The organism is Selenomonas sp. (assembly GCF_052169755.1).
Lineage (GTDB): Bacteria > Bacillota > Negativicutes > Selenomonadales > Selenomonadaceae > Selenomonas.
The window spans coordinates 1-14,398 of the sequence record NZ_JBQNBV010000045.1; the positions used below are offsets into that span (position 1 = coordinate 1).

15 protein-coding genes are annotated in these 14,398 nt (G+C 54.9%); all 15 read right to left on the reverse strand.

Annotation, left to right across the window (positions count from 1 at the left end; genetic code table 11):
• Positions 1 to 2,382, reverse strand: a 2,382-nt coding sequence (locus tag ACTTKG_RS04785; protein WP_442673114.1) for a TonB-dependent receptor plug domain-containing protein, incomplete at its 3' end; no start/stop codon positions are given.
• Between the two features lie 428 nt (positions 2,383 to 2,810).
• Entirely contained in the window at positions 2,811 to 3,539 is a 729-nt protein-coding gene (rnc, locus tag ACTTKG_RS04790; RefSeq protein WP_442673115.1) for a ribonuclease III, read from the reverse strand.
• Positions 3,536 to 4,780, reverse strand: coding sequence for a beta-ketoacyl-ACP synthase II (gene fabF, locus ACTTKG_RS04795; RefSeq protein WP_442673116.1), 1,245 nt, complete (start codon positions 4,778 to 4,780; stop codon positions 3,536 to 3,538). The genes rnc and fabF overlap by 4 nt, the downstream gene beginning before the upstream one ends.
• 64 nt (positions 4,781 to 4,844) lie before the next feature.
• Positions 4,845 to 5,789 (reverse strand): NAD(P)H-dependent flavin oxidoreductase, encoded by a 945-nt coding sequence (locus ACTTKG_RS04800; protein WP_442673117.1) that lies wholly within the window; start codon positions 5,787 to 5,789, stop codon positions 4,845 to 4,847.
• Between the two features lie 127 nt (positions 5,790 to 5,916).
• Entirely contained in the window at positions 5,917 to 6,162 is a 246-nt protein-coding gene (locus ACTTKG_RS04805) for an acyl carrier protein (RefSeq protein ID WP_006191257.1), read from the reverse strand.
• 73 nt (positions 6,163 to 6,235) lie between these two features.
• Positions 6,236 to 6,979, reverse strand: coding sequence for a 3-oxoacyl-[acyl-carrier-protein] reductase (fabG, locus tag ACTTKG_RS04810; protein ID WP_442673118.1), 744 nt, complete (start codon positions 6,977 to 6,979; stop codon positions 6,236 to 6,238).
• Position 6,980: 1 nt separating this feature from the next.
• Positions 6,981 to 7,925, reverse strand: a complete 945-nt coding sequence (gene fabD / locus ACTTKG_RS04815; protein ID WP_442673119.1) for an ACP S-malonyltransferase — start codon at positions 7,923 to 7,925, stop codon at positions 6,981 to 6,983.
• A gap of 127 nt (positions 7,926 to 8,052) precedes the next feature.
• Positions 8,053 to 9,000, reverse strand: a complete 948-nt coding sequence (gene fabK, locus ACTTKG_RS04820; protein ID WP_442673120.1) for an enoyl-[acyl-carrier-protein] reductase FabK — start codon at positions 8,998 to 9,000, stop codon at positions 8,053 to 8,055.
• A gap of 24 nt (positions 9,001 to 9,024) precedes the next feature.
• Complete coding sequence (gene plsX, locus ACTTKG_RS04825; protein ID WP_442673121.1) at positions 9,025 to 10,095, reverse strand: phosphate acyltransferase PlsX; 1,071 nt, start codon at positions 10,093 to 10,095, stop codon at positions 9,025 to 9,027.
• Positions 10,096 to 10,224: 129 nt separating this feature from the next.
• On the reverse strand, positions 10,225 to 10,404 hold the full coding sequence (gene rpmF / locus ACTTKG_RS04830) for a 50S ribosomal protein L32 (RefSeq protein ID WP_009644988.1): 180 nt from the start codon (positions 10,402 to 10,404) through the stop codon (positions 10,225 to 10,227).
• A 35-nt stretch (positions 10,405 to 10,439) separates the two neighbouring features.
• Positions 10,440 to 10,931 (reverse strand): YceD family protein, encoded by a 492-nt coding sequence (locus ACTTKG_RS04835; RefSeq protein WP_442673122.1) that lies wholly within the window; start codon positions 10,929 to 10,931, stop codon positions 10,440 to 10,442.
• A 44-nt stretch (positions 10,932 to 10,975) separates the two neighbouring features.
• Positions 10,976 to 11,788, reverse strand: coding sequence for an ATP-dependent sacrificial sulfur transferase LarE (larE, locus tag ACTTKG_RS04840; protein ID WP_442673126.1), 813 nt, complete (start codon positions 11,786 to 11,788; stop codon positions 10,976 to 10,978).
• A complete protein-coding gene (gene larC / locus ACTTKG_RS04845; protein ID WP_442673123.1) occupies positions 11,788 to 13,023 on the reverse strand; it encodes a nickel pincer cofactor biosynthesis protein LarC in 1,236 nt (411 codons plus the stop codon). The genes larE and larC overlap by 1 nt, the downstream gene beginning before the upstream one ends.
• 12 nt (positions 13,024 to 13,035) lie before the next feature.
• Entirely contained in the window at positions 13,036 to 13,704 is a 669-nt protein-coding gene (larB, locus tag ACTTKG_RS04850; RefSeq protein ID WP_442673124.1) for a nickel pincer cofactor biosynthesis protein LarB, read from the reverse strand.
• A 120-nt stretch (positions 13,705 to 13,824) separates the two neighbouring features.
• Positions 13,825 to 14,310 (reverse strand): ATPase, encoded by a 486-nt coding sequence (locus ACTTKG_RS04855; RefSeq protein WP_442673125.1) that lies wholly within the window; start codon positions 14,308 to 14,310, stop codon positions 13,825 to 13,827.
• Positions 14,311 to 14,398 lie beyond the last annotated feature (88 nt).

The following is a 14,398-nucleotide window of genomic DNA, read 5'->3' on the forward strand; positions in this document are numbered from 1 at the left end:
GTACGGATCGTAAGCATCAAATACATTCGTGATGCCCGCATAGACCGTCGCGTTCTTCGTGACGTCTTTTTCAAGCATCAGATTCCAAACGCCGTAGTTTTTCTCGCGGGCAACTTTTTCACGTGTGTAATTGTGCTGAATGTCACCCTTCATATAATTTTCTGCGTCCGCTTGACTCTTAAACAAGTGATACACTTCACCGGTGTTCGGATTTGTGAACTCGGTTTGTTCCAACGTCTCAGCTCCATCGGTGCCAATAATGCGTCCTGTAAAGACACGATCGCGAATATCGAGGTATTTCCAAGCATAATCCCCCCAGAAAGTCGCACGCCAGCCATTTTTGCGGTCGTTATAGTTTAGCGTGAGATTGAGCATATGACGCGCACGACCTTCGAGACGCTTATTCGTATTGCGGTCTTCGGCATCGAGGAGCGTGTAACCCAATTTGACGTTGAAGGCTCTTGAAATTTCTCGCGTTGCTTCAAGCTCAATGCCCTGTGTGCGCGCCTTAGAAATATTCTTGTACGTATAGACGTCATCCATAGCAGGGATCCCTTTTGCATAATCCGAATCGCCAACGACATTGTTCCAGACATCATTCCAATTCGATGCAGCGTTTAATGAATCCACGAGCTCTTGATAGCTCGGCCCTCCCCAAGGATCCGGATAACGTATATGCGTATCATAGTATGTACGTCCTTTAATATTCTTCGTCTCTTTTTCTCCCGCATAGACAATCTGCATATAGTCATCAAAATCATTGCGGAACAAGGTGAGCTTCGCATGCGTCTTCTTGTCGAAATCTTTCTCCACGGAGACATCCATATTGAGTGCCTTTTCAGGCTTCAATTCAGGATTTCCTTGAAAAAACCAGCCATTGCGGATCGGCGGTGTCGCATTGAGCGAAGGCTCGTACATTTCCCAGTCATGATAAAGCTCGGCAATGCCTCCTGTGGCAAAACTCGTGCCGATATTCGCCTTAACACGCAAATTGGAACTCACCTTATACGTCGCACCGATGGACGGAGAGAGATTCACGCCGAAATGACTGTGATTCGTATAGCGCAAGGATGGAACAACAAGAAGATTCTTCCCGACCTGCCAACTATCCATCGCGTAGGTGCTGTAGTAATTCAACGAAGTTTCATAGATCTCACCGGTAGAGGATCGCTTGTTCGGATGAGAAGGATCTGAGGGATTGGGGAAAGTATATATGCGCGTCTCATGCTGCGGTATCTGCCCCGGCACAGAGATACGTGTACCTTTGCCGCTTTCATCATGATAATCCGCACCGACGGTTACATAGTGTTTGTCATGCGGCATCAATCCGACCGATGCCTCCAAGACATTGTCCTTGCGATTGAAATTATCGAAATAGAAATGACGATAAGGTACTCCTTTGCCGAAAACATGATAATTTACGTCAGAGTCATGTTCGGTTTGATAGAAGCGCACACGGTAGTCCGCGAGGCTTGTCTGCTTCTTCCAGTCAATGCTGAAGTTGTTGCGCCACGCATCTTCTGATGCTATCATGGCTATCCCTTTTCCATCACGGAACGCTCCAAGGGTCGTATCCTTCTGCAGATCCTCCGTCTGACGATCTGCAGCGAGTGTGAGAGTCTCCCCCTTGCCAATCGTAAACTCCACGCGCCCGCTCATCGGTGTTCGTTCGCCATAGTACTGCATCGACGTTCCATCATTGTCGTAGAGGAACGGCGCCGTCTTGTTCCTGCCGAGGGAGAAGTCCATATAAATGCCCTTACCGATTTCTCCCGTTGCAAAATTTACACTGTGGTTGTACTGACTGCCGCCCTCACCGATCCACGAGCCTTCCGTCGTCAGGGTGCCGCCCATTTTATGCGGCATCTTCGTAACGATATTGATGACGCCGCCAATGGCATCCGCGCCAAAGCGTGCCGTGCCCGAGCCTCGGATGACCTCGATGTGGTCGATGTTGTCGACGCCGAGACGGTTCGCCTCGTCCGTCGCGCCGTAATACTTGCTAAGACCGCCCGCAAGCCTCCTGCCGTCGATAAGAATCAGCGTGTGGCGAGCCTCCGCGCCACGAATAGAGATCGTCTTGCGCCCCATGTTGTCCGTGCCCATCTGGATGCTCTCTTCGGCAGCCAGTGCGTCGGAGAGCGTGCGCGCGCCCTTGCGGTCAAGATCCTCTCGCGTGATAATGGTCTTCGTCTCCGGCTCCTCCTTGAGAAGTTCCTTCTCATAGTTCGCCTCGACATTGACGGCGTCCGTCGTCACACGTTCTGAAGAAGAACCATTGTCCCCCCCCGCTGCACAAAGCGCTGAAGATCCCCAAAGCATCCACATCGCTGCACCAAGTGCCGCATACCTGCGCTTTCTCAGCCTGTTCCCCATTCTCATTCCATTGCCTCCATTCGCAAAGTTGAACGGCGTACATCCTTGAACGCCATTCATCATTATAAATAACATTAATGATATGCTCTGTATTTTAGCATTGAGGATAAGGATTGTCAATATCTTTTTATGCTTCTTTCGAGAATATTTTTCTTTTTCCTTATAGAAAACAAACCGATTTTTCATAAAATACGCGAGCACCCTTCAATAAAATATGCATTATTTCAAATTGTATCGTGACAATCAAAAATATATCCTATCCAGTTTTTTTCGATATTTTCAAGCTCTCCATTTCCATCTTGTATAAACGATATTTATGCAACATAGAAATCCCCGCAGGCGTAGGATGTATCCACAGCGCAAAACAAACGAGGCTGCACACAGGTCTTTCCAGACCTATGCACAGCCTCTTCCTTCAGATATTTATGGACTTTTCAAAGCTTCTTCATCTTGCGCAGCGCTTCTCGCGCCGCTCCCTGTTCAGCTTCCTTCTTGTTGCGGCCCTTGCCTGTGCCGTAGACCGCATCGTTGATGCGCACGGCAAATTCGAAGGTCTTGTCGTGATCGGGACCCGTTTCGGTCAAAAGCTCGTAGGCGATCTTACGATCAACGTGCTTTTGCACGACTTCCTGCAAGGTCGTTTTGTAGTCCTTCATATTCTCGCCGCTGTCGATGGTTAGAAGCTCATCATGCAGCTGCTTCAAAACATATTCATACGCCGTCTGCCAGCCGCGGTCGAGGTAGATCGCGCCGATGACGGCTTCAAAGGCGTCAGCGAGCATGGACGGACGATGCCCGCCGCCCATCGACGCTTCTCCATGACCGAGCAGCAGATACTCGCCGAGCTTGAGTTCTGCCGCACGCCGCGAGAGCGTCGCTTCGCGAACGATGGAAGCGCGCGCCTTCGTCAGTTCACCTTCCGGACGCTTGGGAAATCGCTCGAAGAGATATGTGCTCGTCGCCAATTCCAGAACCGCATCCCCCAAGAACTCCAAGCGCTCGTTGTGCACCACGCCTTTGTTCTTCGCCTCGTTTGCGTAGGAAGTATGCGTGAGCGCTTCATGCAGCAGCACGATGTCCTGAAACTCAATGCCAAGATGCGCAGAGAGCGCCAAGAGAGCCTCCTGACGCTTATTTGACAAAACTTCCGACGCCTTTTTCATGCTCGGAACTTCTTCAATACGAGGCAGGCATTATGTCCTCCGAAACCAAAGGAGTTGGAGATCGCAGCGCGTACTTTTTTCTCCTTTGCCTTGTTCGGCACATAGTCAAGATCCAGCCCTTCATCGGGAGTTTCGTAGTTGATCGTCGGCGGCAACATGTCGTTTTCAACAGCAAGCGCCGTAGCGATGCATTCGACGCCTCCGGCGGCGCCGAGGAGATGACCCGTCATGGATTTGATGGAGCTGACGGATATATCCTTCGCCGCCGCGCCGAATGTCGTCTTGATCGCCTCCGTCTCACCTTTGTCGTTCATGTGCGTCGATGTGCCGTGTGCGTTTACATAGTCGATGTCAGCGGGCGTAAGTCCTGCATCCTCGATCGCGCGCGCCATGCACTTCGCCTGATATTCCCCATGCGGCGCAGGGCTTGTGACATGATAGGCGTCGGCATTCGCACCGTAGCCGACAAGCTCGGCGTAGATGTGCGCACCGCGCTTCTCGGCATGTGCAAGGCTTTCCAATACAACGATACCCGAGCCTTCCCCCATGACGAAGCCGCTGCGGTTCTTATCAAAGGGGCGCGAAGCGTGCGTCGGATCGTCGTTGTGGTCGGCGCAAAGAGCTTTCATCGCGCAGAATCCTGCAACGGCTGCCTCCGAGATGCTCGCTTCCGTGCCGCCGGCAACAGCGACGTCCGCCTTGCCGATTTCGATGGCGCGAAAAGCGTGACCGATGCAGTCCGTACCTGTCGCACAAGCCGTCACAATGCACGCGGACGGTCCGTGCAGACCGTAGGTGATGGCGACTTGTCCCGCTGCCATATTCGCAATCATCATCGGGATAAAAAACGGACTGATCTTCGACGGTCCTTTGTCGAAAAGCTTTTCGTACTGGCTGTGCATCGTTTCGATGCCGCCGATGCCGGCGCCAATGAACGTACCGATACGCTCCCTATCCTCTTTTTCAAGGTCGAGCTTCGCATCCTCGATGGCAAGCTTCGCCGCTGCGACGGCGAACTGCGTATAGCGATCCATGCGCTTTGCTTCCTTCTTGTCGATGTACGCGCCCGGTTCAAAATCCTTGACTTCGCCTGCGATCTGCGCGTTGCAGCCGGATGCGTCGAAATGCGTGATCTTGCCAATGCCGTTTTTTCCGGCAAGAAGCGCTTCCCAAAACGCCTCTTTGCCAATGCCGATCGGCGTAATCGCGCCCAGACCCGTTATGACTACACGATTGCTCAAGCTAGACACCTCACTCTGTCTTTCCTATGAAACATTTGAATCTTCTTCCTCTGTCTCAGGAGATTTAACTGATTGCCGCAACTTCAGCGGTCAATCGGCGGAAAATTTCCTTGACCGAAAGGATTTCTTTGATGCGGGAAATGTACTCGCCTGAAAAAACAAGCCCCGTCTCTACATCGCCCTGTTCGGCACGAATGAGCGCACGAATGATACAGAAGTTGTGCGCACATTCCTTGAGACAGTTGTCGCATTGTTTGGGCGGTACGTTGCCTTTCATGATGCGCTCGGCGAAAGGATTTCGAACGGCACGCCCCGGCAAACCCACGGGGCTGTGAATGAGAACGATGTCCTCGGGCTGCGCCTTCAAATAAAACTCCTTCAAAGCGGGAGCTGCATTCGACTCCTCACTCGCAGCGAAGCGCGAGCCCATCTGCACGCCGTTGGCGCCCATCTTTATGAGATCAACCATGTCCTGACCCGTGAGAACGCCGCCCGCCGCCACGACGGGGATGTCCACTGCCTTGCGGATATCGGGAATCAGCTCTCGCACGGAAGTGTCTGTGCCGAGATGTCCGCCGGCTTCCTTGCCCTCGACGACGATCGCCGAGGCGCCAAGACGCTGTGAAATTTTCGCAAGTTTAACAGAGGAGACAATGGGTACGATCGGCGTCCCCGATTCCTTGCCCAAGCCGAACATATCGCGTGAAAAGCCCGCACCCGCCACAACGAGATCGATGCCCTCACTGATCGCCGTCTTTACAACTCGGCTGAATTCCCTCGCCGCTACCATAATGTTGATGCCGATGATGCCCTTTGTCAACGAACGAGCCAAGCGTATCTCATAACGCAGTTCATCATCGTTCAATCCCGATGCGGCGATGAGGCCGACGCCCCCCTGACTGGCCACCGCAGCAGCCAGCTTTGCCGTCGATAGGCGAATGGCCATTCCACCTTGAATGATGGGGATCTTTGCTATCTTTTCGCCAATTTTCAGCTCTGGAAGCTTCAACTTCACTCCTCCAATCGAGGGAAGATCTAATACATCAGTTTCCCTTGGAAATTTCTTCCTCTTAAGAAAATCCCGTGAAGAAACTTCACGGGATTTTCTTCAGGAATGGTAAGACGAGCCTAGAAATTTACTTGCCCTCGTCTTCTTTGTGCTGGTCAATGTAAGTTACGACATCCTGAACGGTCTTGATCTTTTCCGCTGCTTCGTCCGGAATCTCGATACCGAATTCCTCTTCAAATGCCATGATGAGCTCAACGATATCCAAGGAGTCCGCTCCCAGATCGTCAATAAAAGTAGAATCGATGGAAACCTCATCCGCTTCAACGCCGAGCTGCTCCACAACGATATCTTTCACTTTATCAAAAGTCGCCACTACAATTCACCTCCCTCCGGTGTCACTTCTTGGGACTCACTGTCTTTTTCAATGTTTCCCTCTATAATTTATATCACATGACCAAACCGCCGTCTACATTGACAACCTGACCTGTGATATAGGACGCTTGATCTGATACGAGGAAAAGGACGGCGTTTGCAATATCTTTCGGCTCACCCATCTTGCCGAGCGGGATGTCGGCGATGATCTTTTCCTTCACTTTTTCCGGCAGAACAGCCGTCATATCCGTATCAATCGATCCCGGCGCAACGACGTTGACTGTGACGCCGCGCGATGCCATCTCACGCGCCGCCGCCTTAGAAAAACCGATGACGCCTGCTTTCGCCGCCGCATAGTTCGTCTGTCCAACATTTCCCACAAGCCCAACGACAGATGCCATATTGACGATGCGCCCCGTGCGCTTCTTCATCATGAGTTTCGATACGACCTTCGTACAATAGTATACACCCTTGAGATTCGTATCCAAGACCTTGTCAAAGTCTTCATCCTTCATCCGCATGAGCAGGGTGTCGCGCGTAATGCCTGCGTTGTTCACAAGAATGTCAATCGTGCCGAATTCCTTAACGACGCTTTCCACCATCGCATCGACGGCTTTGCTGTCTGCGACATCCGCCTGACAAAGCATCGCCTTGCCGCCCGCCGCCTCAATGACAGACTTTACCTCTTCGGCGGCTTTGACATTTCCCGCATAGTTGACAGCGACCTGCGCCCCCTCCTCTGCAAGGCGCAGAGCGATGGCGCGGCCAATGCCGCGCGAAGCACCCGTCACCAGTGCCGTCTTGCCGTCTAAAAGCATATTAACGAACCTCCTTAAAATAGTCAAGCGTTTTTTGCAAAGTTTCCAGATTTTCGACGTTCATGCTCATGAGCTTACGGTCAATGCGCTTATTAAAGCCGCAAAGCGTCTTGCCCGGTCCTGCCTCAACGAATACGTCCGCACCGAACGCCTTCATCTTCTCAACGCAGTCTTCCCACTTCACGGGACTCGCCGCCTGCTTGACAAGGCTTTCCTTGATATCAGCCGCTTTCGTCACGATCTCTGCCGACACATTCGCAACGACAGGGATTTTCGCATCACGAATCTCGACCTTGTCGAGTTCTGCGGCGAGCTTTTTTGCCGCCGGCTCCATCAATGTGCTGTGAAATGGCGCACTGACGGGCAGGATCACGCTCTTCTTCGCGCCCGTCTCCCCCATGAGAGCCGCCGCCTTCTCGACGCCCGCCATCGTACCTGCGATGACGATCTGTCCCGGGCAGTTGAAGTTGACCGCCTGTACGGCTCCGACCTCCGCCGAAACCTTCTCGCAGACCTCGACGATTTTTTCGCGGTCGAGTCCCATAATTGCCGCCATGCCGCCTTCACCGACCGGAACGGCTTCCTGCATGAAAGCGCCGCGTTTATGGACGAGGAGCACGGCGTCAGAGAAGTCGAGCACATCGGCAGCGACGAGCGCCGAGTATTCGCCGAGACTGTGACCTCCCGTGATCTCGGGCTGGATCCCATGCTCTTTGAGAATCTCGTTTGCAATCACGCTGACGGTGAGGATCGCCGGCTGCGTGTTCGCCGTCAGGCGCAGATCTCCTTCCGGTCCATTGAAGCACATGTCCATGATGGAATAGCCGAGCGCCTCGTCCGCCTCACGAAACAGCTTCTTCGCCACATCATACTTCTCGTAAAAATCCTTGCCCATGCCAACCTGCTGGGCGCCCTGCCCCGGGAATACGAATGCGAGCTTGTTCATCGAACCGACCTCTCTTTCATTTAGGAATAGCTGATACATTCAGCCACCCATACTTCACGCATCTGCGCAAATCTGGGCGACTTCATTTTAGCAACACTTCCTTAGCGTGAACACCTCTTCTTTGCTTTTATTTGCAATGCGCCTCAGCGCCGCCGACGGCGCCGGGCAGCCCCTCCACAATGTTATGTATGATATCTGCGACGGGCAGGATATCGTCGAGCATACCCGAGATCTGCCCGATCATCACGGAGCCGTTTTCAACGTCGCCCTTGTGCGTCGCGAGGTTGAGCTTGCCCGCGCCGAGCTTGTCAAGCTCTTCCGTCGAGGCGCCGCTTCGCTCCATCTCCTCAAACTCACGCGTGAGCTTGTTCGCAAGGACGCGCACGGGATGCCCCGTCGAGCGGCCCGTGACGACCGTCGATCTATCACGCGCTTTCAAGACGAATTTCTTGTAGTTTTCGTGCGCGATACACTCCTTCGACAGCACGAAGCGCGTGCCCATCTGCACGCCCCACGCGCCGAGGGCGAACGCCGCCGCCATGCCGCGCGCATCACCGATGCCGCCCGCTGCGATGACAGGCACATCGACGGCATCAACGACCTGCGGCACAAGCGCCATCGTCGTGATCTCACCGACGTGACCGCCCGACTCCGTACCCTCGGCAATCAGCGCGTCAACGCCCGTTCTGACGAGACGCTTGGCAAGGGCAACAGAAGCGACGACCGGAATGACCTTGCTGCCGATCTCCTTGAGCGCCGGGATGTACTCGCCGGGATTTCCTGCACCTGTCGTCACGACAGGCACGCGCTCGTCTACGACGACCTGCATGACCTCCTTGACGAAGGGCGACATGAGCATGATGTTGACGCCGAACGGCCTCTCCGTCCAACCCTTGCACTTTTGGATCTCCGCACGCAGAACATCCGGCGGCATGTGACCCGCGCCGATGATGCCAAGGCCTCCGGCATTCGAGACGGCAGAAGCAAGCTCTGCCGTGCCAATCCAAGCCATGCCCCCCTGGAAGATTGGATACTTTATCCGCAGCAGCTGACAAATACGATTTTCTTCAAACATCCCTTATCCTCCTATACACCCATCTCATGATCGAACGGCTTCTGCGGCAGACTCCCCTGTATCCGCCGCACGGCGTTTCCCGCCGTCGTCCAAAGCCGCTTCGCGGGCCAGATTTTCTTTGATATGCGTGAGGACGTCACTTTCCACATAGTCCTTGGCGACGCGTATAGCACTCGCAATCGACTTCGCATTCGACGAGCCGTGCGCGATGAGGCAGCAGCCGCGCACACCCAAGAGCGGTGCGCCGCCGTACTCTGACACGTCGATCGTCTTGCCAAGCTTTTTCAGCGCCGGCAGCAAGAGAAACGCGCCGATCTTTGCAAGCAGCCCGCCGTTCTTCACGGCATCCTTCGCCAGACGCACAAGCGTCTTTGCAAGTCCCTCTGCAAATTTTAGCACAACATTGCCGACAAATCCATCACAAACAACGACATCGAAATTCCCTTTGGGTATGTCGCGCCCTTCCGCATTGCCGCGAAAATTCACCGTCGTCATGGCTTTTAGAAGCGGATATGTCGCCTGCGCCTGCTCGTTGCCTTTCGTTTCTTCTTCGCCGATGTTCAATAACCCGACGCGCGGCTTCTCTATGCCAAAGACATGCTCGGCATAGAGCGATCCCATGATCGCCCCCTGCACGAGGTGCTTGGGCTTGCTGTCGACATTCGCCCCCGAATCAAGGAGCAGCGTCACACCCTTCGGCGTCGGCATCGGCGTCGCAATCGTCGGACGGTCCGCGCCTGCGATGCGCCCGAGGATGAACTGCGCCGCCGCTACCGCGCCGCCCGTCGAGCCGGCGGAAAGGACAGCGTCGCAAGAGCCATCCTTGACGAGGCGCGTCGCGACGACGACGGATGAATCCTTCTTCTGCCGCACAGCGGTGACGGGATGCTCTCCCATCTCAACGACCTCACTCGCGTGCAGCACGGAGATGCCTAAGCTCCGCCAGCCTTCTTCCCTGGCGAGAATCTGCATGATCTTCTCCTCGTCACCGACGAGAACGATCTCACAGCCATATTTCTTCGCAGCCCGAACTGCGCCAAAAACGATCTCTTTCGGCGCATAGTCCCCGCCCATGGCATCCACTGCAATCTTCACGAACGATCTTTCCTCCTCAGACACATGCCTCACTCTAGTATCTTCGCTGTCTTTGCGATAATTCCTTTTAGGAATGCAAAAAAGAATGAGCAGGACATAATCGCTTATATCCTGCTCACCCCAAATTTCTTACTCGTCCGCAGCAACGACTTCTCTGCCATCGTAGTAACCGCACTCGGGGCAAACACGATGGGGCATCTTCGGCTCATGACATTGCGGGCACGAAACGAAGCCGGGAGCCGTAAGCTTCCAATTCGCGCGACGCGAATCACGGCGAGCCTTTGACATTTTACGCTTAGGTACTGCCATTCGGGAAACACCTCCTTAGTATGTGCAACATTCTTCTACTTCTTCAAAAGCTGCTCCAAAGCCGCCAGCCTTGGATCGGGAACCATGCGGTCACAGCCGCACTCGCCCTCATTGAGGTTCGCACCGCATTTCGGGCAAAGCCCAAGGCAATCCGGCCGACAAACATTGTGAATGGGCTGAGCAGCAAGAAGTGTATCCCGAATCAACGGCGAAATGTCTATCTTGTCGTCAACGATAGAAAGACCGCTTTCGTCGTCCGTTCGTCGGACTTCTTCAGCAAACGCATAGCTCTCACGAGAAGATACGCACGCAAGGCACCGATCACAGACAAACATTCTTTCGCAGCGCACGCAGCCTGTGAGTCGATAGGACGCGCCCGTGGCAAGAATCTCGCATTCGACCTCAACCGGTCCGTCTATGCGGCAATTCTCCGGCACGGCATCCAATTCTTCCGCTGTCGTGACAAACGAAAAAGAAACGCCCCTGCCTATCGCGGCGTTTGCATCAGCAATACAAACCATCATCATTCTGCATCGACCTCAAGGTATTATAGCAAGGCGAAATTTATTTGTCAAGAAAATGCAAGGCTTTCATTCTGACTGCCCATGCGATAGCCACGAAGGTCGAGCGTCACATAGTTGAAGCCTGCCGCACGCACAGCAGCTTCGATCTCTGCTCGATGCTGCAAAAAAACATCGAACTCCGCCAGCTCGATTTCGATGCGTGCAAGTTTGCCGTGATGGCGCACGCGGAGCTGACCGCAGATGAAGCGGCGCAGAGCGTTTTCTGCGGTTTCAACGGCCTGCAGACGTTCCTTCGTCAATGCGACGCCGTACTCGATGCGCGAAGCGAGACAAGCAGCGCTGGGCTTTGACCACACGGGAATGCCCCATGTCTTTGCCGCCTCGCGTATATCGCGCTTCGTCCACTGCGCTTTTGCGAGCGGCGAGACGACGAAGGGCGCAAGCTCTTCCATCGCGGCAAGTCCCGGGCGATAGTCGTCTGCATCGTCGGCGTTCGTGCCGTCGAGAACACATGGAAAGCCGCGCTCCTTCGCCCAAAGGACAAGCATTTCAAAGCGACGCTTCTTGCAGTAGTAACAACGGCGCTCGTCGTTTCTTACGACATCGGGCGAGCTGAGATCGTCTGCCGGAAGAAGCGTCAGAGGAACACCTGCAAGCTCGGCGCAGCGTTTCGCATCCGCCCGCTCCGCATCGGCAAGGAGTTCGGATACAGCGGTAACGGCAGCGACCTTCGCCGCGCCAAGCGCACGCACCGCTGCCATGAGCAGCACGGCACTGTCGACGCCGCCCGACAGGGCGACAGCCACAGAGCCATAGGGGCGCAGGAGCGCGAAGAGCCTTGCTTCTTTTTCCTTCTCCATCACTCGCCGAGCCGCTCGCGCAGATCATCGAGCGCTTCTTGACGCACGCGCTTCAAGGGAATCCCCTCGCGCACGGCAATCTCGCGGCAATCGTCGTACTCGGGCGAAAGCGAAACGATCTTGCCGCCGTAGGCGCTGACCTTGCAGCGCACCTTGCCGTGCGGCGTATCGACGAGCGCGGTGTGACGCGTCGCTTCGACGCGCTCATCGACATGCAGCACGCGCATGCCGATGCTCGTCGTTTCGGCAAAGAGAAGCGACAGGCATTGCGCCTTTTGCTCCTTTGCCACCAAGACGGACAACTGATGCGCCGGACGGTTTTTCTTCATATAGATCGGCGTCGTCCAGACATCGAGCGCACCGATGGCAAAGAGACGTTCGCTCACATAGCCGAAGAGCTGCGCATCCATATCGTCGATATTCGTTTCGATCAGCGACAGATCGCGCTTGCCGCCGCCTTTGTAATCGCCGATATAAAGCCGCACGACATTCGGCAGTTCGAGATCCCATGTGCCCGCACCATAAGCGATGCACTCCGTCAGAAGATCGGCAGGCACATACTCGGAGAACTCGGCGAGCGCGGCGAGGACAGCGGCGCCCGTCGGCGTCGTCAGCTCCTTCGCCGCACCCTCATGATACGTCGGAAAGAGCCGCAGAAGCTCCGCCGTCGCAGGCGCGGGCACCATCATCAATCCATGCTGCGTACGCACCGTGCCGCTTCCCGTATTCACTTTGGATACGAAAATTTTCTCGATTTCAAGATAATCAAGGCAGATCGCGATGCCGACGATGTCAACGATGGAATCCACCGCACCGACCTCGTGGAAATGCACATCCTCGGGCGGCATACCGTGCACCTTGCCTTCCGCCTGCGCGAGAACGCCGAAGATCTTCAGGCTCGTATCCCTAACATCCGGCGAAAGCGACGAACGCTCCAAGATCGCACGCACATCGCGCATCGTGCGATGGTGACGCTCATGCCTATGCGCATGAGCGTCACCATCGTCATGTCCATGATCATGACAATGTTCTTCGTGCAAAAGCTCGACATCGACATACGTCGCGGCAATGCCGTTCTTTTTCACCGTGCTGACCTTCAGATGAAACTCGTCCGCTATCGGCAGGCGGCGAAGCTCCGCTTCCAAAGTTTCCAAGGGCATCCCCGCCGCGAGAAACGCACCGAGCAGCATGTTGCCGCTGAGTCCCGAAAAACAGTCCAAATAGATCGCTCTCATCCTTGCACCTCTTTATCTCATCTGATTGATGCGGCTTGCCATCGCACCCGCGCCAAAGCCGTTGTCGATGTTCACGACGGCGACACCCGTCGCGCACGAATTGAGCATCGAGAGAAGCGCCGTCAAGCCTTGGAACGACGCGCCGTAGCCCACGCTCGTCGGCACGGCGATGACAGGCCGCGCGACAAGTCCGCCGACGACGCTTGCGAGCGCCCCCTCCATGCCGGCGACGACGATGACGACATTCGCCGCCAGAAGCTCATCCTTATGCGCCAGCAGACGATGAATGCCCGCGACGCCGACGTCGTAGAGCGTCTTGACGTCGTTGCCCATGAGACGCGCCGTCAGCGCCGCTTCCTCAGCGACAGGAATGTCACTCGTACCCGCCGTGACGACGAGAATGCGGTGCGCTGCATCCTCGCATCGCACCTTGCGCTCGACATAGACGATGCGTGCAACCTCGTCATAGTGCGCCTCGGGCAGGACGGCGAGCACTGTCCGAGCCTTTTTTCCATCGACGCGCGTCGCCATGATATTACCCTCGCTCTCAGCACGCAGGGTCTTCAAAATCGCTGCGATCTGCTCCGCTGTCTTGCCCGCGCCGTAAACGACCTCAGCGAAGCCTTGCCGTCTCTCGCGTCCCGTATCGACAGCGGCGAAACCCAGTTCCTTTTGCTCCACGACTTTCACCTCGCTGTATGCGGCGTCTCAGCAAGACGCGCACGCATAAAAAACCAAAGAACCGCTTCCAAGATGCACAGACAAAAGGCGCTGTCCTGTACAGCGCCTTTGTCCGCCCATTCAGCCCCTCGGACCGTGGTTCAAATCGTCTTTCGCCTGCTGCACGACCTGCAGCGCGTTGCTGAGATTGCCGATCAGATGATCAAAGACTTGGTTCGCATAAAGGTCGGCGTCGTCTCTGAGCTGCTTCGCGTTCGCCATAGTCTTTTCCATGATTTCACGCTCCTGCTCCTTCGTCTGCTGCATGATCGCCTTCGCTTTTTCCTCTGCCTGCATGACGATCTCGTTCTTATCGACGAGTTCTGCCGCATACTTCTTCGCCTTTTCGATGAGCGCCGCCGCTTCGTCGTTCGCGCGGTCGAGAATGTCCTGACGCTCCTGCATGACCTTCTCCGCTTTCTGCAATTCCAAGGGCAGCTCACGCCGCAGCTCGTCAACGAGGTGGATGAGATCCGTCTCGTCAATGAGGCTCTTGTTCATCAAAGGCATACGCCTTGACTCGACAACGAGATTTTCTATGGAATCCAAAATATTTTTTACAGCCATCTGTTTGCCCGTCTTTTCTCCAAATTTTTATATCGGAATCAAAGGAACTGCGCTCCTTCAATCATTCATATCTGCAAAACGCCTGTTT

Excerpts from the sequence above, each read along its gene's own strand:
- fabK (WP_442673120.1), bottom strand. The coding sequence starts at position 9,000 with ATGTTTGAAGAAAATCGTATTTGTCAGCTGCTGCGGATAAAGTATCCA.
- larE (WP_442673126.1), bottom strand. The coding sequence starts at position 11,788 with ATGGAGAAGGAAAAAGAAGCAAGGCTCTTCGCGCTCCTGCGCCCCTAT.
- rnc (WP_442673115.1), bottom strand. The coding sequence starts at position 3,539 with ATGAAAAAGGCGTCGGAAGTTTTGTCAAATAAGCGTCAGGAGGCTCTC.
- fabG (WP_442673118.1), bottom strand. The coding sequence starts at position 6,979 with ATGCTTTTAGACGGCAAGACGGCACTGGTGACGGGTGCTTCGCGCGGC.
- ACTTKG_RS04855 (WP_442673125.1), bottom strand. The coding sequence starts at position 14,310 with ATGGCTGTAAAAAATATTTTGGATTCCATAGAAAATCTCGTTGTCGAG.
- larC (WP_442673123.1), bottom strand. The coding sequence starts at position 13,023 with ATGAGAGCGATCTATTTGGACTGTTTTTCGGGACTCAGCGGCAACATG.
- rpmF (WP_009644988.1), bottom strand. The coding sequence starts at position 10,404 with ATGGCAGTACCTAAGCGTAAAATGTCAAAGGCTCGCCGTGATTCGCGT.
- fabD (WP_442673119.1), bottom strand. The coding sequence starts at position 7,925 with ATGAACAAGCTCGCATTCGTATTCCCGGGGCAGGGCGCCCAGCAGGTT.
- ACTTKG_RS04835 (WP_442673122.1), bottom strand. The coding sequence starts at position 10,931 with ATGATGATGGTTTGTATTGCTGATGCAAACGCCGCGATAGGCAGGGGC.